The organism is Herbaspirillum sp. FG34 (assembly GCF_057809315.1).
In genome coordinates this window covers 82,664-106,572 of the sequence record NZ_JBMDJS010000001.1, presented here as the reverse complement: position 1 = coordinate 106,572, position 23,909 = coordinate 82,664, and the positions used below count along the sequence as shown (strand labels likewise).

The following is a 23,909-nucleotide window of genomic DNA, read 5'->3' as shown; positions in this document are numbered from 1 at the left end:
TCGGTGTCACGATCCGGCCCTACCGGCTTTGCGATGCAATCCTTCCTTCGATTTGCCCACATCACACTCATAAAATATTCGGAGGAATAATGGCTTTCGATTTCCTGAACAAGGAACACACAGTCGCCAAGCCTGGCTTCAATCGCTGGCTGGTCCCGCCGGCGGCGCTCGCAATCCACCTGTGCATCGGCATGGCTTACGGTTTTTCCGTATTCTGGCTGCCCTTGTCCAAGGCACTGGGCGTGACCGCGCCCATCGCCTGCGGCGCTGACATCGGCTTCTTCGCGCAAGTCTTCTCGTCCACCTGTGACTGGAAGATTTCCATGCTGGGCTGGATGTACACCATGTTCTTCGTCCTGCTGGGCATCTCCGCTGCACTGTGGGGTGGCTGGCTGGAACACGCCGGTCCCCGCAAGGCCGGCGTGGTCGCTGCCATCTGCTGGTGCGGCGGCCTGCTGATCTCGGCCCTGGGCGTGAAGACGCACCAGATCTGGCTGATGTGGCTGGGTTCGGGCGTCATCGGTGGTGTCGGCCTCGGCCTGGGGTACATCTCACCGGTGTCGACCCTGATCAAGTGGTTCCCTGACCGTCGCGGCATGGCCACCGGTATGGCCATCATGGGCTTCGGCGGTGGTGCTCTGGTCGGCACGCCGCTGGCCGATGCGCTGATGAAGAAATTCGCCTCCCCCACTTCCGTGGGCGTGTGGGAAACCTTCGTGGTCATGGCCATCATCTACTTTGTCTTCATGATGGCCGGTGCCTTCGGTTACCGCGTGCCGCCCACCGGCTGGAAGCCGGCTGGCTGGACCCCGCCGGTGGCCAAGTCCTCGGCGACCATGATCACCCAGAACCACGTGCACGTCTCCAAGGTCTGGGGCATTCCCCAGTTCTGGCTGGTGTGGCTGGTGCTCTGCCTGAACGTGTCGGCCGGTATCGGCGTCATCGGCATCGCCTCGCCGATGCTGCAGGAAGTCTTCGGCGGCAAGCTGCTGGGTCTGAACATCGGCTTCAATGATCTGTCGGTCGAGCAGAAGACAGCCATCGCCGCACTGGCGGCCGGTTTCACCGGTCTGATTTCGCTGTTCAACATCGGTGGCCGTTTCGCCTGGGCGTCGTGCTCGGACTTCTTCGGCCGCAAGATGACCTATGCCATCTTCTTCGTGCTGGGCTTCGTGCTGTACGTGAGCCTGCCGTGGTCGGCCAAGGCCGGCAACATCCCGCTGTTCGTGGGCGCAGTCTGCATCATCCTGTCGATGTACGGTGGCGGTTTTGCGACCGTGCCGGCTTACCTGGCCGACCTGTTCGGCACCCAGATGGTGGGCGCCATCCACGGTCGCCTGCTGACCGCGTGGGCAACCGCCGGCATCCTGGGCCCGGTGGTGGTGAACTACATGCGTGAGTACCAGCTCTCCCTGGGCATGCCCAAGAGCCAGGTCTACAACACCACCATGTACATCCTGGCGGGCATGCTGGTGCTGGGTCTGATCTGCAACCTGCTGATCCGTCCGGTCGCGGCCAAGCACTTCATGACGCCGGAAGAACTGGCCCGTGAAAAGCAGCTGGCCCACGAAAAGTCGGCAGCCGATGCCGTCGCCACTGCAGGTTCGGGCGACATGTCGCAGATCGGTACTGGCGGCAACCCGGTGGTGATCGGTCTGGCATGGGCGGCCGTGGGTATTCCGCTGATCTGGGGCATCACCCTGGTGTTGCAGAAATCGGCCGTGCTGTTCCGTTGATCGCGCAGTTGAGTCGTTCGTAGTTTCGCTTCATCGGCAGGCCGGCTCCACCCGGCCTGCACGCAGGACCCCAGCGGCGAAAGCCGCTGACACAAGCCGCCATGGCCCCGTGAACCGGGGCGGCTTGTGTCAGCGACTATCAAAAAACAGGAGCCTGGTCGGCCCTTGCCTTGAAGGTAAGCGCAGGCCAGCATCCGCAGTGTTCACACCAACCCCCAAGGCAGGGAGAACATGCAGCAACGGAGACCAGCTGGTTCATCACGCACGGCCGTGCGCGCCCTTTACCGGGGTGGCGTCATGCCGCCGCATTGTTCTTCCCATCCCTTGATCTGCTTTCCGCAGGCCGCTCCTCCCTAGGGCGGTCCATTTCCTTTCATTCGTCATTTGCGCGGTCCACAGAAGATCCTCCGGGAGAAGGACGCGGTCCGCATCGAAGCAACACAGGAGGCAACAATGAAGAGGCAACAGGTTTTCGACGTGGCGGCGGTGCGCGGCATCATCGCCGAGCGCAAGGACATGGCCGGTGCCATGCTCCCCATCCTGCACGGCATCCAGGACAAGGTCGGCTATATCCCGGCCGATGCAGTCCCGATGATCGCGGGCGAGTTGAACGTCTCGCGCGCCGAGGTGCATGGCGTGATTTCGTTCTATCACTTTTTCCGCCAGGAACCGGCGGGTCGCCACGTGGTGCAGGTCTGCCGTGCCGAAGCCTGCCAGGCACGTGGCAGCGAAGCTCTGGCCGAGCACGCGCAGAACGTGCTGGGCTGCGGCTTTCATGAAACCAGCGCAGATGGCCAGTTCACGCTGGAGCCGGTGTATTGCCTGGGCCAGTGTGCCATCGGCCCCAATCTCACCCTCGATGACGAGCTGCATGCCCGTGTCGATGCCGATAAATTCAAACGCCTGATCCAGGCCAAGCGGGAGGCATGATGAGCGCACCCGATATCGTGACCATCTACGTCCCGCGCGACTCCACCGCGCTGGCACTGGGCGCTGACGAAGTGGCGGCCGCCATTGCTGCCCAGGCGCAACAACGCGGCCAGTCCATCAGGCTGGTGCGCAATGGATCGCGCGGCATGTTCTGGCTGGAGCCGCTGGTGGAAGTCTCTACCGCAGCAGGCCGCGTCGCCTACGGACCGGTGACGCCCGAGGATGTTCCCGGTCTCTTCGATGCAGGGCTGCTTGCAGCTGGCCAGCACAGGCTGCATCTGGGGCTGACTGAAGAAATGGACTTCCTCAAGAACCAGGAACGTCTGACCTTCGCGCGGGTGGGCATCATCGATCCGCTCTCGCTGGAGGATTATCTGGCCCATGAAGGTTATGTCGGATTGAAGAATGCCCTGGCCAAGACGCCCGAGGCCATCGTCCAGCAGATGATCGACTCCGGCCTGCGGGGCCGGGGTGGTGCAGCCTTCCCGACCGGTATCAAGTGGCAGACCGTACTGCGTGCGCAGTCGGCGCAGAAGTATGTGGTCTGCAATGCCGATGAGGGGGATTCCGGTACCTTCTCGGACCGCATGATCATGGAAGACGATCCCTTCACGCTGATCGAAGGCATGACCATCGCTGCCGTCGCGGTGGGTGCGACCGAGGGCTACATTTACGTGCGCTCCGAATATCCGCATGCGATCGCGACGATGAACGAAGCCATCGCCATCGCCACTGAGCGCGGCTATCTGGGCAAGGACATCCTCGGTTCCGGCAAGTCCTTCCGGCTGGAAGTGCGCAAGGGCGCAGGTGCCTACATCTGCGGCGAAGAAACCGCCATGCTGGAAAGCCTGGAAGGCAAGCGCGGCGTGGTGCGCGCCAAGCCGCCCCTGCCGGCCATCGAGGGTCTGTTCGGCAAGCCGACCGTGATCAACAACCTGATCTCGCTGGCTTCGGTGCCGGTGATCCTGGCGCGCGGTGCGGACTTCTACAAGAACTTTGGTGTGGGCCGTTCGCACGGCACGCTGCCTTTCCAACTGGCTGGCAACATCAGGCAGGGTGGCCTGGTGGAGAAGGCCTTCGGCCTGACGCTGCGTGAGCTGCTGGAAGACTTCGGTGGCGGCAGCGCCTCGGGCCGTCCGATTCGCGCTGTGCAGATGGGTGGGCCGCTGGGCGCGTATCTGCCACCCTCGCAATTCGATACGCCGCTCGATTATGAAGCTTTCGCCGCCATCGGCGCCATGATCGGGCACGGCGGACTGGTGGCATTTGACGATCGTGTCGATATGGCCCGTCAGGCCCGCTACGCCATGCAGTTCTGTGCAGTCGAGTCCTGTGGCAAGTGCACCCCTTGCCGCATCGGTTCCACCCGGGGCGTGGAGGTGATCGACAAGATCATCGCCAACGATGACCGGCCGCAACAGATCCATCTGTTGAAGAGTCTGTGCGACACCATGGTCAATGGCTCGCTGTGTGCCATGGGGAGCATGACACCGTTCCCGGTGCTGTCGGCCCTGAACCATTTCCCGGAAGACTTCGGCGCGCCCGGCGAACAGGCGGCCTGATCCCATTACCGAATGCAAGGAGTTGCACCATGAATCAGCTCAATGAAACGGATTACGGCACCCCCGCACGTGCCTCGGAAAACCTGGTCACGCTGGAAATCGACGGCGTGGCAGTGACGGTCCCGGCCGGCACGTCGGTGATGCGCGCCTCGGTCGAGGCCGGTATCAATGTCCCCAAACTGTGCGCCACCGACAGCCTGGAACCCTTCGGCTCCTGCCGCCTGTGCCTGGTGGAAATCGAAAAGGATGGCCGCAAGATGAAGGGCTATCCGGCCTCCTGCACCACGCCCTGCGAGCCAGGCATGAAGGTGCAGACACAGACCCCCAAGCTGGCCGAGATCCGCCGTGGCGTGATGGAGCTCTATATCTCCGACCACCCGCTGGATTGCCTGACCTGCCCCACCAACGGCAACTGCGAACTGCAGGACATGGCCGGTGTGGTGGGCCTGCGCGAAGTGCGCTATGGCTACGAGGGCGAGAACCATACCAAGATGAAGAAGGATGAATCCAATCCCTACTTCACCTATGACCCTTCCAAGTGCATCGTCTGCAATCGCTGCGTGCGCGCCTGTGAAGAAACCCAGGGCACCTTCGCGCTGACGATCAACGGGCGCGGTTTCGAATCGCGCGTCTCGGCCGGGCAGATGGAAGCCTTCATGGAATCGGAATGCGTCTCCTGCGGCGCCTGCGTCGAGGCTTGCCCGACCGCGACACTGACCGAGAAGACCGTCATCATGCTGGGCCAGGCCGAGCACAGCAAGGTCACCACCTGCGCCTATTGCGGTGTGGGCTGCTCCTTCAAGGCCGAGATGAAGGGCAATGAAGTGGTGCGCATGGTGCCGTACAAGGATGGCAAGGCCAACCAGGGCCACTCCTGCGTCAAGGGGCGTTTTGCCTGGGGCTATGCGACCCACAAGGACCGCATCCTGAACCCCATGATCCGCAAGAGCATCAACGACCCCTGGCGCGAAGTGTCGTGGGAAGAAGCGCTGTCCTACGCCGCCAGCGAATTCCGCCGCATCCAGGCCAAGCATGGCAAGGATTCCATCGGCGGCATTACCTCGTCCCGCTGCACCAATGAAGAGACCTATCTGGTGCAAAAGCTGGTGCGCGCCGCCTTCGGCAACAACAATGTCGATACCTGCGCGCGCGTGTGCCATTCGCCGACCGGCTATGGCTTGAAGCAGACCCTGGGCGAATCGGCGGGCACGCAGACCTTTGAATCGGTGATGAAGTCGGACGTGATCCTCATCATGGGCGCCAATCCGGCGGCCGGCCATCCGGTGTTTGCCTCGCAGATCAAGCGCCGCGTGCGCCAGGGCGCCAAGCTCATCGTGATCGACCCGCGTACCACCGAGATGGTCAAGTCGCCGCACCTGCAGGCCGACTATCACCTCAAGCTGCGCCCCGGCACCAACACCGCCATCATCACCGCGCTGGCTCACGTGATCCTCTCGGAGGGTCTGCAGAACGAAGCCTACATCCAGGAACGCTGCGACCTGCAGTCGTACCAGGACTGGAAGCAGTTCGTCCTGCGCGAAGACAATTCCCCCGAAGCCATGGCCGCCATCACCGGTGTACCCGCCGAGATCATCCGTGGTGCTGCCCGCCTGTACGCCACCGGCGGCAATGCGGCGATCTATTACGGCCTGGGCGTGACCGAACATGCGCAAGGGTCGACCACCGTGATGGGCATCGCCAACCTGGCCATGTGCACCGGCAACGTCGGCCGCGAAGGTGTGGGCGTGAACCCGCTGCGGGGTCAGAACAACGTACAGGGTTCCTGCGACATGGGTTCCTTCCCGCATGAGCTGCCGGGTTATCGGCACATTTCCGACTCCACCGTGCGCGGCCAGTTCGAGCAGGCGTGGGGCGTGACCTTGAATCCCGAGCCGGGCCTGCGCATTCCCAACATGTTTGATGCGGCGCTCGATGGCAGCTTCAAGGGCCTGTACTGCGAGGGTGAGGACATCGTGCAATCGGACCCCAACACCCAGCACGTCGCAGCCGCCCTGCAGGCCATGGAATGTATCGTGGTGCAGGACCTGTTCTTGAATGAGACGGCCAAGTATGCGCACGTCTTCCTGCCCGGTTCGTCCTTCCTGGAAAAGGATGGCACCTTCACCAACGCCGAACGTCGCATCTCGCGCGTGCGCAAGGTGATGCCGCCCAAGGCTGGCAAGTCCGACTGGGAAGTCACGGTAGCCCTGGCCGAAGCGCTGGGTTACCCGATGCCGTACAATCACCCCTCGGAAATCATGGACGAGATTGCCGCCCTGACACCCAGCTTCCACGGCGTGAGCTACGACAAGCTGGAAAAGCTCGGCAGCATCCAGTGGCCCTGCAACGAAGCAGCACCGGAAGGCACGCCCATCATGCACGTGGGCAGCTTCATCCGGGGCAAGGGCAAGTTCATCAACACGCAATACTTCGCCACCGACGAGAAGGTGACGCAGCGCTACCCGCTGATCCTGACGACCGGCCGCATCCTGTCGCAGTACAACGTAGGCGCGCAGACCCGCCGCACCGAGAACTCGCAATGGCATAGCGAAGACCGGCTGGAGATCCACCCGCACGATGCCGAGGACCGGGGCATCCGCGAGGGCGACTGGGTGGGCGTGGAGTCGCGTGCAGGCCAGACTGTGCTGCGTGCAACCGTGACCGAGAAGGTGCAGCCGGGCGTGGTCTACACCACCTTCCACTTCCCGGAATCGGGCGCCAACGTGATCACCACCGACAACTCCGACTGGGCCACCAACTGCCCCGAGTACAAGGTGACGGCGGTGCAGGTCATGCCGGTGACGCAGCCTTCGCAATGGCAGCAGCATTACGAGCGCTTCAACCGTACCCAGCTGGATCTGCTCAAGGGCGAGGTGCAGAACGAGCCTCTGGTGACGAAGTAAGCGGCACGGGCTCGTCGGGCTCGTGCTTAGATGATTTCCGCAGCGAGCCCGACCGACCCAATCACATCAAGCCGCATCAAGCAGGACAGCATGAACACAAGCAAGCGCAACAGCCTCCACATTGACGACACCACCGGCGACTACGCCACCTTCGCCCGCGTGCAAGTGGATCGCTGGCGAGATGGACAACGCGAGACGGTGGAGGATGTGGTCGCCGAAGAGGTCCCCATCGCGCTGGAATACAACGGTATTTCGCATGCCGTGATGATGGCCACGCCCAGCGATCTGGAAGATTTTGCGCTGGGCTTTTCGCTCACCGAAGGCATCCTGGGCGATCCGGGCGAGTTGTATGAGTGCGAGATCGTGCCGGGCTGCGAAGGCGTGCAGGTACAGATGCGCATCGCCACCGAGCGTTTCGTGGCGTTGAAGGAAAGGCGCCGCAACCTGACTGGTCGTACCGGCTGCGGGCTGTGTGGTGCCGAGACCTTGGAGCAGGCGGTACGTCATCCGCAGGCGGTGCAGGGCGGTGCGTCGTTCTCGGTGGACCAGCTGCATGCGGCCTTCGAGCAGATGCAGGCCGCACAGCAATTGCAGCAAGCCACCGGTGCCACGCACGCCGCCGCGTGGATGGATGCGTCAGGAAGCATCGTGCTGGTGCGCGAAGACGTGGGCCGTCACAACGCGCTGGACAAGCTCATTGGCGCGCTGGCCGAAGAGGAGGCGGATTTCTCGCAAGGCGCGGCCATCATCACCAGCCGTGCCAGTTACGAGATGGTGCAGAAGGCGGCCACGGTCGGCATTGGTTTCATTGCTGCCGTCTCGGCACCGACGGCGCTGGCGATCCGGCTGGCCGAAGAGACGGATGTGACCTTGCTGGGCTTCGTGCGCAAGCAGGGCCACGTGGTGTATGCCCGACAGCATCGCCTGCGCTGAGCCGCAGGCGCGCGGACAAGGGACGGACAATTGACGAACGGAGCAGGAGGAGAACACTCATGAACACCGAACACCTGGTCAAGATGGCCAACCAGATTGGCAGTTTCTTTTCCACCATGCCGGACCGCGACCAGGCCATTGCCGACCTGGCCTCGCACCTCAAGCGCTTCTGGGAGCCGCGCATGCGCAAGGCCTTCCTGGAGCATATCGAGAAGACGCAGGGCGAGGGCCTGGATGCCATCGTGCTGGAGGCGGTGAACCGGCATATGCAGCAGTTGGCGGTGTAGGGCTGCTGCCTGCTTGTGAATTCGAGGAAACCGCTCAGTTGGATGAGCGGTTTTTTTTCGTCGGTGAGGTGCGGGTGCCTAACCAAACCAGCCGCCGGTAGATGATCGTCAAAGCGCCAATTGCACGCCAATAGCTGTTAAAAAGTCGCAATAAGCTTTTGATTTAAAAGGTGAATTTCGCGGCAATAAAATCGAAAAAGTCCGCCAAAAGCCCGCCATCAAGGGCGCTGCGCAGTATCCACCGCCTCACGCCGCCAACGCCACCTCCGCCGCAATCCGGTGAAAACGCCGTCCAAAATAAGCCAGCCCATCGGCTTGCGACGCGGCCAGGCGAATATGCCGGATCTCCACGAACAGCACGCTGTGCGTGCCCGCCTGCTGCTGCAATACGATGTCGCCCTCCAGCACCGCCAGCGCATCGGGCAACACCGGCTGGCCATAGTCACCGGTTTCCCAGCCTACCTGCGCCATACGTTCCTCGGCGGCCAGCCCGGTCATGCCGGCAATCATGCGCGCCACGTCCTCGTGATGTCCGGCCAGGATGTTGATGCACAGGCGTCCGTTGCCAACCAGGATGGGATGGGCGGCGCTCTTGACATTGATGCACACCAGCACCGTGGCCGGGTCGTCGGAGACCGAACTGACGGCGGAGACCGTCATGGCCGCGCGTCCTGCAGGACCATCGGTGGTGATGATGTTGACGGCCGCCGAGAGACGCGCCATGGCGTCGCGAAAATCTTGCTTCATGGTAGGTCCATCCAAAAAAGAGATGACATCCGGCACAAGGCTTCGTATCCTTTGCGCCATCAGCAAGGTCGTCTGCGGCGCCGTCAGGCGGATGTCGATCAGCAGGTGAGAGGGAGAACGCATCGCTTGAAAAAGCCTGCGTCCTGGGATGAACAATAGACCCTGCACAATTGACGGGTCAAATGATTGTCTGGAATGTTCCGCATGAAGCAAATGAATATCGGCGCAGTGGACTTGAACCTGCTCAAGACCTTCATCGTCATCTGGGAGCTGCGCAGCCTCACCGCCGCCGCTGATCGCCTGCACCTGACCCAGCCGGCCGTAAGTCACGCGTTGCGGCGCCTGCGCGAGATGTTCGATGATCCGCTCTTCGTGCGCAGTACCACCGCCATGGTGCCCACCGAAACCGCGATCCGCCTGCACGAGCCGATCTCGCGCGCGCTCGGCATCCTCCATGAAGCCCTGCACAGCCACGCCAGTTTCGACCCGGCCACGGCCACGCGCACCTTTCATCTGGTGATGTCGGACATGTCCTGCAGCCATGTGCTGCCGATGCTGATGGAAGAACTGGCGCACGCTGCACCGCACGTCTCCATTGAAGTGCAGCAGATGGCCATGGAAAACCTCGGTGCGGCCATGCGCAATGGCGACATCGATCTGGCCTTCGGCTACTTGCCGGGGCTGCCCGAGGATTGCCAGAGCCAGCTGGTGCTCTACGACGATTACGTCTGCATGCTGCGCAGGACCCATGCCCTGGCAGGGCAGCCGCTGACCATGGAGAACCTGCTGCAGCTGCGCTACGTCTACGCCAGCACCAATACCACCGGCCACCAGCTGGCCGAGGACGTGCTGCGCAATGCGGGCGTGAAGCGCGATTTCGCGCTGCGCATGCCGCATTTCACAGTGGCGCCGCAGATCGTGCGCAATACCGACCTGGCCCTGTTCCTGCCGCGCAGCATCGCCGAGCGCCACAACCTCGATGAGGCGTGTGTGCTGCTGGACTTGCCGCTGGACATGCCGCGCATCCCGGTGAGCCTCTACACTCATACACGGTTCTCGGCGGACTCGGGCATCCAGTGGCTGCGCAGCCTGTTGATCGAGATGTTCGGACGCGAGGCGGAGGTTGCCTGATGCTGAGTGCCAGGGCCTTTACCCGCGATTGAGCCCTAGCAACTGCGCTGCAGGAAATCCATTACCGCTTCTGCAAAGAGTTCCGGCATCTGGTCCGGCATGGGCACCATGCCTTCCTCCAGCGTCAGCAGCTGGCTGCCTGCGATGGCCTGGGCGATGCGTTCGCTGTAGGGCGCCGCATGCGGATCGCGTCCCGCCCGCAACACCAGCGTGGGTGCGCGTACCAGGCCGATGCGATCTTCCATGTGATAGTTGCGGACCACGATATGGCCATGCGAGGCCATGGTCCCGGCCTTGAGGGCGTCGACCATGAAGCGCGTCAGCAGGTCGGTATCGCCTTCCGGATAGAAGGGCTGGCGGCGCTGCCACAGCTCCTGCAGGTGAGTGCCATCGGGTCGGACCTCCACATCGTCCACGGTGCGTTTGCCCGCGTGGGCGCTGCGCCGCGCGGCATCGTTGTACGGGCAGGATGACAGCACCAGCGCCGCTACCCGCTCAGGAGCCGACGCCGCGATTTCCATGGCCGTGACGGCGCCGGTATGGTGGCCAACCACGGCCGCTTGGCCGATCCCCAGCTGGTCCATCACTTCCAAGGCGAGGCTGGCCCAGCGCTCGATGCTGTGCTCAGCCAGCGGCGGTTTGCAGGAGTCGCCAAAGCCAAGCGTGTCGATGGCGATGGGCCGGTAGCGCCGCGCCAGCAGCGGCAGCACGTCGCGGAATTCGTCCCAGGAACGCGGGGTTTGGTGCAGCAGCAGCACCGGCAATCCTTCGCCCATGCTGGCTACGTGCAGCGGGCCAGCGCTGGTGGGGATGAACTGGCGTACGAGGGCGGGAAGGGCAGGGGACATGAGAATGGCTCTCCGACACGGTGAAGAGGCTGCAGCCTCTTCCCGGTCATATCATCAACAACGAACAGCAGCGTGCAATACAAAATGATATAAATGATTTGTATCGTTTTTAGATTTCAGCGCTTCGTTACTTCATCAGCACCGAATAGGTCGGCACATTGTTGGCCCAGCCGGAAGCCAGCGGTGCCACGAACACATTCTCGGTACGGGTGCGCGCGATCTTCCACACTCCGTCGACTTTCTTGAACAGGTTGTTGAGCCGGCTGGAACGCAGCAACGACGAGCCGTCGGCGAAGATCCACGGCTGGCAGTGCACCCACTGGCCATCGGCGTGCGTGCAGTCGGCATGGACGTGGATCTGTTCCGAGGTCAGGTAGTGCACGTTCAACAGCAGTTCCGGATCTTTCTTCTGCCCCCAGAATGCCTGGAAGTGCTGGCCGATCGCATCCTTGCCGACGGCCTGGCCGAACTGGCCCTCGTAGTAGGAGCCCACGCCTTCCCAGATGGCATCTTCGGCATAGAGGTCGAGGATCTTCTCGATGCGTTCGGCGTCGTCGGCGACCGGTTCGGGGCAGGGCGTGTCGCACAGGAACATGTAGCGCGCCTGAATGCGGCGGATGTCGGCCTCGGCGTCGAGGATGTCGAGGCGGCGCTTGAGTTGCTGGATTTCCTGGGTGAAGTCGGTCATGGTGTCTTCTCGCTTGTCATCTTGTGTGAAAGGGAAAAAGCCAATCGTGCGTACATGCACGATTGGCGGCGGCGACCAGTGCGTCGCCGCGCAGGGCTTACAGGTAGCGCGCCAGCAGCTTGCGGGTGGCGATGCGCAGCACGCGGTCGAACAGGTAGCCCAGCAGGCCCAGGGTGATGATGCCCACGAATACCCATTCGGTACGGCTGAAGTTGCGCGCCGTCCAGATCAGGGCGCCCAGCCCTTCACGCGCCGACACGATCTCGGCCGACACCACGGTCAGGAAGGAATTGCCCATCGCGATGCGGGCGCCGGTGACCATGAAGGGAACGGTCGAGGGCAGGATCACGGTGGTGAGGATCTTCCATTGTCCCGCCCCCAGCGAAGCCGCCGCACGCAGTCGCAGCGGGTTCACCGCCTGCACACCGGCGATGGTGTTGAGCGTGACGATGAAGACGGTGGTGTAGAAAATCAGCGCGATCTTGGAAAGCTCGCCCGGGCCCAGCCAGATCACCGCCAGGGTGACGAAGGCAATCGGCGGAATGAAGCGGAAGAATTCGATATAGGGATCGAGCAGCTGCCGCACCAGATCGAAGCGGCCCATGAAGATGCCCAGCGGCACCCCGATGGCGACCCCGGCACCCCAGCCGGCCAGGATGCGTCCGGAAGAGGCCAGCACGGATTGCTGCAGGGTACCGTCACCGATGAGTTCCAGTGCGGCGGCCCAGGTCATCGGGACCGAGGGCAGGAACAGTGGCGAGGTGGTCATCGAGACCAGTTGCCACAGCACCAGGCCACCGACGATGGCGATGACGGAAATGAGGAAAGGACGGACCGATTTCATGCGGCGCCCCAGGCTGGATGGCATGGCCGAGGCGGGCGCGCTCGGGGTGGCTGTCTGTGTGAGCTGCGTCATTGCAGGGATTCCTCTTCAATCAAACCTTGGGCGCGCAGCACGCGCGTGACTTCGGCGCCGATGTCGTCGCGGATGCGGGCATACAGCGCCATGCAGGCGGGGTCGGCCGGATCGCGTGGATGCGGCAGGTCGACCTCTTCGATGGTCTTGATGTGGGCACGCGGACCGGCCGTCATCGTCACCACGCGGTCGGCCAGGAGGATGGCTTCCCAGATGTCGTGGGTGACGAAGACGATGGTGCAGCCGGTGCTTTTCCAGATGCGATCCAGCTCGCTTTGCAGCACTTCGCGGGTCTGCGCGTCGAGGGCACCGAAGGGCTCGTCCATCAACACCACCGATGGTTCATTGACCAGCACCCGGGCAATCTGCGCACGCTGGCGCATGCCGCCCGAGAGCTCGGCGGGAAACTTGTCGATGGCGTGCTTCAGGCCCACCAGCGAGACGTAGCGCTCGGCCGCCGAGCGGCGTTCGGGCCCGGCAATACCGCGCAGCTTGAGGCCATACTCGACGTTCTCGCGCACCGACAACCAGGGGAAGAGCGCCTCCGAGGACTGGAACACCACGCCACGATCCAGTCCCGGACCGCTGACGCGCTTGCCCGCCACGGTGATCTCTCCTGCCACCTCCTGGAAGCCCGCAATCGCATTGAGGAGCGTGGACTTGCCGCAGCCCGAGGGCCCCAGCAGGCAGATGAATTCGCCGGCGCGGATATCGAGGTCGATGCCCGCCATGATCTCGTTCTTGCCGATGGCAAGTCCCACACGCTTGATGGAAACTGCAGATCCGTGTCCCATGGCTTACCCCTTGTAGAAGCCGCGCTGCAAGATCTTGCTCATGTCCACCGGCGCCTTGATGGCCTGTTTGGACAGCAGGAAGTCGCCGATGGCATTGGCGGTCTTGACGTCGGTCTCGGTGAAGTCGCGCACGATGGGTTCCATGTCCTTGAGTGAATTCAAGGTCTGCGGCACCGGGATGCGGGTGATGGCCTGCACCGACTGCGCCGCGCGTGGCGGGTCCTTGCGGGTGATCTCGGAGGCTTCGGCCAGAGCTTTGAGGATGTTGCCGGCCACTGCCTTGTTGGCGGCCAGCCAGGGCGCGGTGGCCGAGAGCCACAGGGTGCTGGTGTAGCCGACGTCCCCCGAGGTCATCAGGATGTGGCCGCCTTGCTGCACGCCCAGCGTAGGCCAGGGTTCCCAGACGAAGTAGGCATCGATGTCGCCGCGCGCCAGCAGGGCGGGCAGTTCCGGCGGACCGGAGCGCACCATCTCGACCTTGGTGGCATCGATGTTGAGGGTCTTCAAGGTCAGGCCGGTGACGTACTCCGAGACCGAGCCGGCAACGATGCCGAATTTCCTGATCTTGTCGGCCGAGGCGATGGCTTTGCGCGCCACCAGCTTGACGTAGGTTTTCGACTGGTAGGTAACGGCCAGCGGGCGCAGTTCCGCGCGTGACAGGCGCACGATGTGCGTGGGCTCGCCGGCGCAGCCCATCTGTACCTGGTTGGCCACCAGCGCATTGAGCGCTTCGCCGCCATCGGTGTAGGACTGCACGGTGACGTTGGGCGCTCCATGCTTGGCAAAGAGCTTTTCGTTGGCGGCCACGAAGAAGGCCGTGAAGACGGGATCGGCACCGACGCCGATGACGACGGGGGCATCCTGGGCCAGGGCTGGCAGGGCAGGTGCAGCGCCTGCGGCGAGCATGGAGGCGGCGCCGAGCAGCAGCTTGCGGCGGTGTGGCGAGATGGTGGAGTGGGTCACGGGCTGGGTCCTCTTTGTAAAGTTGGTGAAGCGCCAGTGGAGTTGGCAGGCACGGCAGTAACAAAGGCAAATCGCAAGGAGTGCTTGCGCGTGCAGCGTCGGTGACGATGCAGGCAAGGCGTCAGCGGGGAAGGCGACTCAGCGCCTGATCCCCAGCTTTGCAAAAAGCGCACCAGCGCTTTCGTAATTCAGTTCCGACAGCGCGGCGTGCTGCGTAACCACCATCGCATCGCGCACGATGCGCTGCAGGCGGTGCGTGCGCTGGATGGCGGCCATCCCGGCGGCCTGGTAGGCGTCGTTGACGACGTCCATCGAGACGCGTGCCGCGTAGGTGGCCGAGAGTTTGAGCATCATGTCGATCTCCTCGGTGATGGGGTTGCCGGCCACGATCTGTTCCCATGCCTGTTCGCAGGCATCGTAGAAGAACATGCGGGCGCTGCGCCATTTGGCTTCGGACAGGCCGAGCTTGATCTTGTAGTAGGCACGATCGGCCAGTCGCAGTGCACCCGGCATGATCTTGGCGCCAGCGGCCATGTCGGTGACGATATCCAGGGCGGCGCGGGCCAGGCCGATGTTGACGGCGGCATGCACTTCAGCCTGGTAGGCCAGTGCGGGATAGCGATACAGCGGCTCGTCGATGAGTCCGGCGGCACCGCGTGCGCAGGTCCATTCGTGGGCGATGAACTTGTCTTTCAGACGCGTATCGTGGCTGCCCGTGCCCTGCATGCCGACCACGTTCCAGTTGTCGATGATCTCGATTTCCGCGGCCGGCATCACGGCCATGAGGGCGGGTTTGGGTGCGTCATCATCTGCGCTGCTGCTGTCCTTGATGCCCACGCCGATCCAGTCCGCGCCCTTGCAACCGCTGGCGAAGTGCCAGCGTCCGGAGATTTCCCAGCCACCGGGGACGGCCTTGGCTTCCTGCAGCGGATAGAGCCCACCGGCGTAGACCTGGTCGGGACCGCTTGCGTAGATCTTGCGTTGCGTCTCGACGGGCAGTGCGGCGAGATAGGTATTGGCCGAACCGAAGGCGGCGACCCAGCCGGCCGATCCATCGGCCTTGGAGATGCGTTCGACCATCGCCAGGAAGGCCGCGGGAGCCAGTGCTTCGCCGCCGAACTTGCGGGGTGTGCCGCTGCGGAAGATACCGGCTTTCTTCATCGTGGCCACCAGATCGCGGGGGACGTGGCCGAGCTGGTCGAACTCGTCGCGGCGAGCGATCACTTCCGCGATGAGCGCATCCATTTCGGGAGAGTCCGCATGCGGGGAGACGGCGGTGACGACTTTTTTCTGGACGGGATAAACATCGAGCGTGATCGAATTCATGGCACACCACTTTGGTTGAAAGAAGGTAGCTGAGTGTCGTCCGGGGTCAAAGCAGGGTCAAATTCTATTTAGGAATTGGCCGGATGAATATTAGTAATAATGATTAGGCCGCTCCGTGATTGCGCGCAGACTTGTGCGTGGTGCACCTGCATGATGCGTGAAAGTCGCGCGGGAAGCGGGTTTGGCGCGGATATGCACCAAACGCGAGAGGGACGTTACCCAGTGAGGAGGAGTATTTGCAGTATGGATGCGGCTTATCGGTGGTACCGATTTGCCATGGATCGCAAGGGCTCACTACCATGAAGGCCGAGATTGAAAGGAACACTGTTCAGTTTCGTCATAGGCTCCTTCTGGCCTTCATTTCGGGCGGACTTCTTTTGAAGTCCGCCATTTTTCTTTTCTGCTTTCCAGTGAAAAAAATCGGCCCTCGATGGGGCCGATTTTTATTGATGAAGCTACTGCTGGATCAGTAACGATACCCCAACGTCAGCAAAATGGTCCGGTCATCCCCCAGAGCCACCGCCTTGGCCAGACCGCCCGCATAGTAATGCGTGTTGAAGATGTTCTTCACGTTCAGTGCAGCGCGCCAGCGCTCGGCGTTGTAGGCCACACCGGTATCGGCCAGCACGTAGCCGGGCAGGGTATAGCCATTGGTGCGCATCATGCTCTGCCCATGCACGCCACCATTCCACTCCCAACCGGCCAGTTGGCCCTTGAAGCGATAGCGCGCGCTGGTGGTGAAGTTGTGGCGCGGCACGTTGTCCAGCCACTGGCCCACGGTAGTGGTGCGCTGGCCGCCGTCGTCGGTCACGATGGCCGCCGTGTAGGAGTAGCCCGCGTTGAGACTGAGGCCATTGCGCAAGTCGGAGGTCACGCTGATCTCGCCACCTTGCGAACGTTGCTCACCCACTGCAACGCTGAAGCCGGTGTTGTTGGGATCGCTCACCAGCACGTTGCGGCGGCGCAGGTCGAACACGGCCACGTTAAGGCTGGTACGGCCTTCGTCGAGGTCGAATTTCACGCCGGCTTCCCATTGCTTGCCGGTCTCTGGTTTGAAGGTGCCGCCACTCACATCGGTGCCGCTGTTCGGATAGAACGAGGTCGCATAACTGATGTATGGACGTACCCCGCGAAGCAATTCATACATCAATGCTGCCGAGCCCGTCGTGGCGCTGGCCGGATTGTCGGTATGTACGCCGGTACGCAGATTGGTCGAGTAGGTCGAGGCATTGTCGTAGCGCAAGCCCGTCAGCAATTGCCAGCGTTCGCCGAAGCTGATCTTGTCGCGCGCATACAAGCCGGTATCGCGAATGCTGGTCGAAGTATAGGTCGTCGGCGTGGTGGGGCAATTCAAACGTGCGCCATAAACGGGGTTGTAGACGTTGAGCGCGGCTACCGTACAGGTATAGGAGCGCGTATCTTCGCGCGAGTTGAGATAGTCGGTGCCCAGCGTGATCTCGTGCTTGCCGAAGGCCGTCCTGAAGCTGCGTTGGACATTGGTGTCGATGCTGAAGGTCTGTCCGTCATAGGTCTGATCCGTACCAGTGCGGGTGAGGCTGCTGCCGGTCCGGGAGAGGGCATTGTTGGCCACCAGTTGTCCACTCATCCCGAACTGCTGGTAGCGCACATTGTTGTTGAGCGTCCAGCCATCATCGAAGCGGTGCGTCAGCGCATAGCCGATGCGGGTCTCGTTGGCGGCATACGGGCGCGCGCCCGGTTCGCCGATGAAGAGGCTGCGCGGTAGCGCACCGTTGACGTTGCTGTTGATCGAGCCCGATAGCGGCAGACCCTGCTGGCGCACGTAGTTGCGTTCCTGGTAGCTGGTCAGAATGGTGAAGTCGGTGCGCGCACCGAGGTCCAGCGACAGCGAGGGCGCGATGTAGCGGTTCTTGAACCAGACATTGTCGGTGGCGTCGTCCGAATTGGAAATGAGGCCATTGATGCGGAAGGCCTGCTTGCCGTTTTCGGACAGGGATTTGTTCATGTCCACGGTGGTCTGGTAGAAGTCGTGGCTGCCCACGGTCACGTCGACGTTGGCAAAGTCGGTTCCCTGCGGGCGCTTGCTCACCATGTTGACCAGGCCACCCGGCAGGACCAGTCCATACAACAGCGAGCCTGGTCCCTTGAGTACTTCCACCTGCTGCAGGCCGAACAACTGCTCGGCCACGCGCGAGCTGGCCGTCGTGCGCAGGCCATCCAGATACAGCGAATCCGAGGCGACCTGGCCGCGGATGATCAGGTCATCCCAGCCGCGCCGTCCGTATTGCTGCGCGACCACCCCGGGCACGTTCTCCAGCGCATCGGCCAGAGAAACGGCTTGCTGGCTGTCCAGCATGGAGCGCGTCACCACCGAGACCGATTGCGGCGTCTGCGACAGCGGGGTATCGGATTTGTTGACCTGGCTTTGGGTGGCCTTGAACCTGGTGTCGTTGACGCCATCGGCAACCACATCGACGGTGGGCAACTGGGTCGTGGCCGTGCTGTTGTCCGTGCTGCTGGCAGTCTGCGCCAGGACGGTGGAAGCGGGCAATACGGAGAAGGCGAGCAGAACGGCGAGAGCGCCGGGAGTGAGCGAGGGCATGAATCAGATAATAATGAGAATAATTACTATTCATGATATCGCATTCTTGTGCCTGGCAACAAATTTTTACTGATCGTTTGCATCTTGTCGCCTGGCGCGCATGCTGCGAGTTTGGCGCGTTGCATCAATCAGGAACCAGGTGTCAGACCTTGAACGGCGGGAATGAAGCAGTCGTCCGAAAGCGCCCGTCTCATGTGCCGATCCATTCATATTGCCGTGCGAGAACGTGAGCGCGCCATTCATGGCATCTGTTCAAATTTTTCATCTGAAATAAGTTTGACCCGCCAGAATCCCGCTGCTATCTTGGAACCGGTTCCAAAAGATTCATATAAATGATCAGCCCGGAACCTTCAGGCAAATCACTCGACGCAGTTCAACGATTTGGCGGGCAATAGTGAGACAACACACCAAGACCGGCACTGACCGGGTCACCATTGCGCAGGTTGCGCGGGAGGCCGGGGTGTCCAAGACCAGCGTATCGCGGTACCTGGGCGGCGAGTTCGACGCGCTCTCGGCACCGCTGCGCGATCAGATCGGCAAGACCATCGCGCGCCTGGGCTATCAGCCCAGCCAGATGGCGCGCGGTCTCAAGGGTGGCCGTACGCGGCTCATCGGCATGCTGGTGGCTGACATTCTCAATCCCTATTCGGTGGCCGTACTGCATGGTGCGGAAGCGGCCTGCCAGAAGCATGGCTATACGCTCATGCTGTGCAACACCGGCAATGACGAGGCGCGCGAGAAGCAGTCGCTGGCGGCTCTGCATTCCTACAGCGTTGAAGGGCTTCTGTTCAATACCCAGGGCCGCAACGTGACGCCACTGCGCGAGCTGGGACAGGCGGCCTTTCCGGTGGTTCTGCTGGATCGCCATGTGGAGGGCTGCGATTTCGACCTGGTGGGACTCGACAACGTCAAGGCCGCGCAACTGGCCACACGGCATCTGCTGGCGCAAGGCTATACCGATATCGCGCTGGTGGTGCAGCCGCTGCTGGGCGTGAGTTCGCGACAAGGGCGACAGGCCGGTTTCTTGCAGGCGATGGCGCAGCGTCCCGATTGCTACGGCCAGACGCTGGAAGTGGACGTGGATCAGCCCGGCCATGTGGCCACGATGCTGCGTGAATTCTTCCTGCGCCGGGCGGCAGCCGGCGGCGGGCGGCTGGCCCTGCTGGCCGGCAACGGCATGGTGTCGCTGCAGATCGCGCTGGCCTTGCAGAGCATGACGCTGCGCTTTCCGGATGACGTGGGCTTGCTGTGCTTCGATGAGCTGGCCTGGTCGCCGCTGGTGGGTAGCGGCATCAGCACCATCGAGCAACCGACCTACGACATCGGTTTTACCGCCATCGAACGCCTGCTGGTGCGCATCCACGGCGAACGTTCGGTGCGCATGGAAATGCTGCTGGACCCCCGCCTCATCTGTCGCGGCTCGACCGCCAGCGTGGAGGGGCATCCGCAACGCGCGTTGGCACGCAGCATCGCCGCCAAGATCAGTCCGGCGCCGGTCGCTGCCATGCGCTGTAACTGAGCCGGTCGCTGGAACCGGTACCAAAGGGCAGGGCAACGAAGGCCGGAGTTCGCCTTACTGGTAAGACCTTGCAACAGGACGGAAGAGCAGCAAGGCCAGAGCAGTTCGCAATCGCATCACGCAATCGCATTCCGGCCCTCGGGCCGTATCACAGACCTGCACGCGGGAAGCAAAGCAGGCAGCAACAAAGAGGGGCACCAGAATCCACGCAGCCACCTGCGATAGCGGGCGGCGGGATTGGGCGCCTGTCGCACTCAACGGACTGCCGTCCACACGGCATTGATTGATCAGGAGACCAGGATGAGCATCAAGAAAATTTTCAACGCAAAATTCGTCGCACTGACGCTGGCTGCCGCCTGCGCAGTGGCGGCCACCGCCAGTGCCAGCGCGCAGAGCATCGCCGAGCTGACCAAGAAGGGCAAGATCACCATCGGTGTGGTCAGCGGCACGCCACCCTTTGGTTCGGTTGACGCCAAGGGTACGCCCATCGGCTATGACGTCGATGTAGCCAATCTGATCGGCAAGTATCTCGGCCTGCCGGTGGAGATCGTGCCGCTGGTGCCGCCGGCGCGCATCCCGGCGCTGGAGTCGGGCAAGGTCGACATGCTGGCCGCCACGCTGGCACCCACACCCGAGCGTGCCAAGTCGGTGCTGTTCACGATTCCCTACAGCGGCTTCGAGCTCTCCATCGTCGGCCCGGTCGGCACCAGCTACAAGAAGCTGGATGACCTGGTGAAGAAGAAAGTGGGCGTCTCGCGCGGTTCCACCAACGACACCGCGCTGACCCGCCTGGCGCCTCCGGGCACGGTGCTGGTGCGCTTCGAGGATGACTCCACGGTGACTCAGGCGCTGCTGTCGAACCAGGTCGATGCCATCTCGATTCCCAACACCATGGCCAATGAGATCGTCAAGAGCCGTGGCCAGGGCAAGATCGAAGTCAAGTTCCCGTACTCGGTGCAACCCAATTCGATGACCGTGCGCAAGGGTTCCTACGAGCTGCAGCAGTGGCTCAACAACTTCATCTACTACGTCAAGCTCAACGGCGAACTGGATGCGATCTCGCGCAAGTGGGCCGGTCCGCTGCCCAACCTGCCAGTGTTCTGATTCCGACATACGGAACCTGTCTTGCAGAAGCGACTGCGCAGGCATGACCTGCGCAGCCTGAAAAGAACAGATCACGCGCCGCTCAGGGGATGAACGGGCGGCGCGGATTTGTCGGAGGAGCACACGATGCAATACGATTTTCAGTTTGCGTTCATCTTCCAGCATCTGGATCAGTTGCTGGTCGGCGCACTGCTCACCATACGGCTGAGCGCGCTGTCGATGATCTGCGGTTTGGCCGTCGGCATTTTCGGCGCCATCATTTCCATCCACGGCAGCAGGCCGGCGCGCCTGGTGGTCACCTCCTATGTCGAGCTGATCCGCAGTACGCCTTTCCTGTTGCAGTTGTTCATCATCTTTTTCGGCCTGCCGTCGATCGGCGTGCAGGTCAATGCCAACATTGCCGCGCTGGTGGCGATGACGGTCAATCTCGGCGCCTATTCCACCGAGATCGTGCGAGCCGGCATGATGGCCATCCACCCCTCGCAGATCGAAGCGGCGCAGGCACTGGCCTTGACGCGCTGGCAGGTGATCCGGCATGTGGTCCTCACGCCTGCGCTGGAAAAAGTCTATCCGGCCCTGGCCAGCCAGTTCACGCTGATGATGCTGGCTTCCAGCATCGTCTCGGCGATCTCGGCTGAAGAGCTCACTGCCACGGCCAACCTGCTTGATGCCGAGACCTTCCGCAGCTTCGAGATCTACCTGGTGGTGATGGTGCTCTACATCCTGCTGGCCCTGCTGTTCCGCCTGGCCTTCTGGCTGATCGGTCTGGTGGTCTTCAAACGCCGTCGCCGCCTGGGCGTGGCCCGTCCGAGGAGAATGTGATGCTTGCTGATTTTTCTTGGGACAATTTCCTGTTCCTGCTGGAAGCGGCGCGCTGGACGCTGCTCTTGTCGGCCCTGGCTTTCGTCGGCGGCGGCATCGCCGGCTTCCTGGTGGCCCTGATGCGGACCTCGCATCTTGCCCCGCTGCGGCTGCTCTCGGCAGTGTATATACAGATCATCCAGGGCACGCCGGTGCTGATCCTGCTGTTCCTGTCCTTCTACGGACTGGCGATCTTCGGCTACAAGCTCCCGCCCATGGTGGCCGCCACCATCGCCATGACGATCTATTCCAGCGCCTATCTCGGCGAAATCTGGCGCGGTTGTATCGAAGCCGTGCCGGTGCCGCAGTGGGAAGCCTCGACCGCCCTGGCCATGACGCGCTGGCAGCAGTTGCGCTACGTGATCCTGCCGCAGGCGGTGCGCATTTCGCTGCCGCCGACCGTGGGCTTCCTGGTGCAGATCGTCAAGAACACTTCGATTGCCTCCATCATCGGCCTGGTGGAACTGGCGCAGGCCGGCAAGCTGGTCAGCAATGCGACCTTCCAGCCCTTCCTGGTCTTCCCCATCGTGGCCGGTATTTACTTCGTTTTCTGCTATCCGCTGTCGCGCTTCGCCTTTATCCTGGAAAGGAAATACCATGCCCATCGTTGAGATTGACAACATCACCAAGCGCTTCGGCAGCAACCAGGTCTTGAACGGCATTTCACTGTCGGTCGAGCGCGGCCAGGTGGTGGCCGTCATCGGGCGCTCCGGGTCCGGCAAGAGCACCATGCTCCGCTGCATCAACGGCCTGGAAACCATCGATGGCGGCAGCATCACCGTGGCCGGTCACAAGCTGACCCACAAGCACGAACACCTGATCGAATTGCGCAAGGATGTGGGCATGGTGTTCCAGCATTACAATCTCTTTCCGCACCTGACCGTGGAGGAGAACATCATGCTGTCACCCCGCATCGTCAAGAAGACCGCCACCGAGACTGCCCGCGAGACCGCCATGAAGGTCTTGAAGCAGGTCGGCCTGGACCACAAGCGCGACGCCTATCCCGAGCAGCTCTCCGGTGGCCAGCAGCAACGCGTGGCGATTGCCCGCTCGCTGGCCATGGAGCCGCAGGTGATGCTGTTCGATGAAGTGACCTCGGCGCTGGACCCGGAGCTGACCGCCGAAGTGCTGAAGGTCATGGAAGAGCTGGCGCGCGGCGGCATGACCATGCTGCTGGTGACGCACGAGATGGAGTTTGCGCGTCGGGTGGCGGATCTGACAGTTTTCATGCACCAGGGCAAGGTGTGGGAAGCACGTCCTTCGGAGGAGTTTTTCGCCGATCCGCAGACACCGGAAGCCAAGCAGTTCATCGGCGCAGGGTCGATCAAATGAGCCCGGTCCTGGTCGCCGCCTCGGCCTATGGGGCCGATCTGGTGCGGCGGGTTGGTCATGCTGACCTCATCCCCATGGTGGCGGCGGCCGGGGCCGCAGGCCTTGAAATTCGGCGCGAGCTGTTCGATGGGCCGCAGGACCTGCCTGCCTTGCGCGCACTGCTGGAGCAGCACAAGCTGTTTTCGGTGTATTCCGCACCGTTTGAGTTGTTTGGTACCGAGGGACGTTTCGACCGTGAGCAGATCAGTCTGGCGATGAGCGAGGCCGAAGAGATCGGGGCGCGTTTCCTGAAGGTATCGCTCGGACATTTTTCGGCGGGCAGCGATCTGCAATCGCTGCTGCGTTTTCTCTCGCAGGCCCCCATCGAAGTCTTGCTGGAAAACGACCAGACTCCGCAAGGGGGGAGGCTGGAGCCCATCGTCAGTTTTCTGGCGCTCTGTACCGGCAATGGCTATGCCTTCGGCATGACCTTTGACATGGGCAACTGGCACTGGCAGGGCGTCGACCCCGAGACTGCCGCGCGCTCTCTGGCGCCGCACGTGCGCTACGTACATTGCAAGGGCGTGCAGGAGGACCAGGGCAAGCTCAAGGCGGTGCCCTTGCAGGCACAGGACCATCACTGGCCGGCCATGCTGGGGCATTTCCCTGCGGGCATCTTGCGCGCCATCGAATTCCCGTTGGTGGGCACCGATCTGGAAGAAACGACGCGCCGCCACGTGGCGATGCTGGCGGCGGTCTGAGGACAAGC

The 23,909-nt window shown here is 62.5% G+C and carries 21 protein-coding genes; 13 read left to right on the top strand and 8 right to left on the bottom strand.

From position 1 onward, the window contains the following. Positions 1 to 89: 89 nt before the first annotated feature. The 6 genes from ACODSZ_RS00465 to ACODSZ_RS00440 all read left to right on the top strand — a co-directional run bounded on the left by ACODSZ_RS00465 (position 90) and on the right by ACODSZ_RS00440 (position 8,351). Positions 90 to 1,736, top strand: a complete 1,647-nt coding sequence (locus ACODSZ_RS00465; protein WP_488926813.1) for an OFA family MFS transporter — start codon at positions 90 to 92, stop codon at positions 1,734 to 1,736. A 453-nt stretch (positions 1,737 to 2,189) separates the two neighbouring features. Further along, positions 2,190 to 2,666 (top strand): formate dehydrogenase subunit gamma, encoded by a 477-nt coding sequence (locus tag ACODSZ_RS00460; RefSeq protein ID WP_008327136.1) that lies wholly within the window; start codon positions 2,190 to 2,192, stop codon positions 2,664 to 2,666. Then, positions 2,666 to 4,228 carry a formate dehydrogenase beta subunit gene (locus ACODSZ_RS00455; RefSeq protein WP_488926812.1) on the top strand — a complete coding sequence of 521 codons (1,563 nt, stop codon included), beginning with the start codon at positions 2,666 to 2,668 and terminating at the stop codon, positions 4,226 to 4,228. The genes ACODSZ_RS00460 and ACODSZ_RS00455 overlap by 1 nt, the downstream gene beginning before the upstream one ends. A gap of 29 nt (positions 4,229 to 4,257) precedes the next feature. After that, entirely contained in the window at positions 4,258 to 7,131 is a 2,874-nt protein-coding gene (gene fdhF / locus ACODSZ_RS00450; protein ID WP_175343048.1) for a formate dehydrogenase subunit alpha, read from the top strand. A gap of 90 nt (positions 7,132 to 7,221) precedes the next feature. Next, the gene (gene fdhD / locus ACODSZ_RS00445) at positions 7,222 to 8,064 is read left to right on the top strand and encodes a formate dehydrogenase accessory sulfurtransferase FdhD (RefSeq protein ID WP_488926811.1); all 843 of its coding nucleotides are present in this window, start codon (positions 7,222 to 7,224) and stop codon (positions 8,062 to 8,064) included. Between the two features lie 59 nt (positions 8,065 to 8,123). After that, entirely contained in the window at positions 8,124 to 8,351 is a 228-nt protein-coding gene (locus tag ACODSZ_RS00440) for a formate dehydrogenase subunit delta (protein ID WP_241822855.1), read from the top strand. A gap of 246 nt (positions 8,352 to 8,597) precedes the next feature. On the opposite strand, the gene ACODSZ_RS00435 is transcribed toward ACODSZ_RS00440, so the two are convergent. After that, the gene (locus ACODSZ_RS00435) at positions 8,598 to 9,098 is read right to left on the bottom strand and encodes a flavin reductase (RefSeq protein ID WP_154134539.1); all 501 of its coding nucleotides are present in this window, start codon (positions 9,096 to 9,098) and stop codon (positions 8,598 to 8,600) included. Between the two features lie 204 nt (positions 9,099 to 9,302). Here ACODSZ_RS00435 and ACODSZ_RS00430 point away from each other — a divergent pair, with 204 nt between their 5' ends. Next, positions 9,303 to 10,229 (top strand): LysR family transcriptional regulator, encoded by a 927-nt coding sequence (locus tag ACODSZ_RS00430; protein ID WP_034350080.1) that lies wholly within the window; start codon positions 9,303 to 9,305, stop codon positions 10,227 to 10,229. Positions 10,230 to 10,264: 35 nt separating this feature from the next. Here ACODSZ_RS00430 and ACODSZ_RS00425 read toward each other — a convergent pair whose 3' ends face one another. The 7 genes from ACODSZ_RS00425 to ACODSZ_RS00395 all read right to left on the bottom strand — a co-directional run bounded on the left by ACODSZ_RS00425 (position 10,265) and on the right by ACODSZ_RS00395 (position 18,345). Next, positions 10,265 to 11,077, bottom strand: coding sequence for an alpha/beta fold hydrolase (locus tag ACODSZ_RS00425; RefSeq protein ID WP_488926810.1), 813 nt, complete (start codon positions 11,075 to 11,077; stop codon positions 10,265 to 10,267). A gap of 127 nt (positions 11,078 to 11,204) precedes the next feature. Further along, positions 11,205 to 11,765 (bottom strand): nuclear transport factor 2 family protein, encoded by a 561-nt coding sequence (locus ACODSZ_RS00420; RefSeq protein ID WP_488926809.1) that lies wholly within the window; start codon positions 11,763 to 11,765, stop codon positions 11,205 to 11,207. 97 nt (positions 11,766 to 11,862) lie between these two features. Next, positions 11,863 to 12,681, bottom strand: coding sequence for an ABC transporter permease (locus ACODSZ_RS00415; protein WP_008327157.1), 819 nt, complete (start codon positions 12,679 to 12,681; stop codon positions 11,863 to 11,865). Next, entirely contained in the window at positions 12,678 to 13,475 is a 798-nt protein-coding gene (locus ACODSZ_RS00410) for an ABC transporter ATP-binding protein (RefSeq protein WP_008327158.1), read from the bottom strand. Before ACODSZ_RS00410 ends, ACODSZ_RS00415 begins: the two co-directional genes overlap by 4 nt. Positions 13,476 to 13,478: 3 nt before the next feature. Continuing rightward, positions 13,479 to 14,438, bottom strand: a complete 960-nt coding sequence (locus ACODSZ_RS00405) for an ABC transporter substrate-binding protein (protein WP_175343044.1) — start codon at positions 14,436 to 14,438, stop codon at positions 13,479 to 13,481. A gap of 138 nt (positions 14,439 to 14,576) precedes the next feature. Beyond that, entirely contained in the window at positions 14,577 to 15,764 is a 1,188-nt protein-coding gene (locus ACODSZ_RS00400) for an acyl-CoA dehydrogenase family protein (protein WP_488926808.1), read from the bottom strand. A gap of 466 nt (positions 15,765 to 16,230) precedes the next feature. Next, positions 16,231 to 18,345 (bottom strand): TonB-dependent siderophore receptor, encoded by a 2,115-nt coding sequence (locus ACODSZ_RS00395; protein ID WP_488926807.1) that lies wholly within the window; start codon positions 18,343 to 18,345, stop codon positions 16,231 to 16,233. A gap of 394 nt (positions 18,346 to 18,739) precedes the next feature. Between ACODSZ_RS00395 and ACODSZ_RS00390 the strand changes: the two genes are divergently transcribed. The 6 genes from ACODSZ_RS00390 (at position 18,740) to ACODSZ_RS00365 (ending at position 23,901) form a co-directional block, all read left to right on the top strand. After that, entirely contained in the window at positions 18,740 to 19,864 is a 1,125-nt protein-coding gene (locus tag ACODSZ_RS00390; protein WP_175343042.1) for a LacI family DNA-binding transcriptional regulator, read from the top strand. Between the two features lie 300 nt (positions 19,865 to 20,164). Further along, positions 20,165 to 20,968: a transporter substrate-binding domain-containing protein gene (locus tag ACODSZ_RS00385; RefSeq protein ID WP_008327168.1), complete on the top strand. Its 804-nt coding sequence runs from the start codon at positions 20,165 to 20,167 to the stop codon at positions 20,966 to 20,968. A gap of 126 nt (positions 20,969 to 21,094) precedes the next feature. Further along, the gene (locus ACODSZ_RS00380; protein WP_488926806.1) at positions 21,095 to 21,790 is read left to right on the top strand and encodes an amino acid ABC transporter permease; all 696 of its coding nucleotides are present in this window, start codon (positions 21,095 to 21,097) and stop codon (positions 21,788 to 21,790) included. Then, positions 21,790 to 22,440 (top strand): amino acid ABC transporter permease, encoded by a 651-nt coding sequence (locus ACODSZ_RS00375; protein WP_008327181.1) that lies wholly within the window; start codon positions 21,790 to 21,792, stop codon positions 22,438 to 22,440. Before ACODSZ_RS00380 ends, ACODSZ_RS00375 begins: the two co-directional genes overlap by 1 nt. Then, a complete protein-coding gene (locus ACODSZ_RS00370; RefSeq protein ID WP_008327183.1) occupies positions 22,427 to 23,161 on the top strand; it encodes an amino acid ABC transporter ATP-binding protein in 735 nt (244 codons plus the stop codon). The genes ACODSZ_RS00375 and ACODSZ_RS00370 overlap by 14 nt, the downstream gene beginning before the upstream one ends. Beyond that, positions 23,158 to 23,901 (top strand): sugar phosphate isomerase/epimerase family protein, encoded by a 744-nt coding sequence (locus tag ACODSZ_RS00365; protein WP_175343040.1) that lies wholly within the window; start codon positions 23,158 to 23,160, stop codon positions 23,899 to 23,901. The genes ACODSZ_RS00370 and ACODSZ_RS00365 overlap by 4 nt, the downstream gene beginning before the upstream one ends. The last annotated feature ends 8 nt before the right edge of the window (positions 23,902 to 23,909 follow it).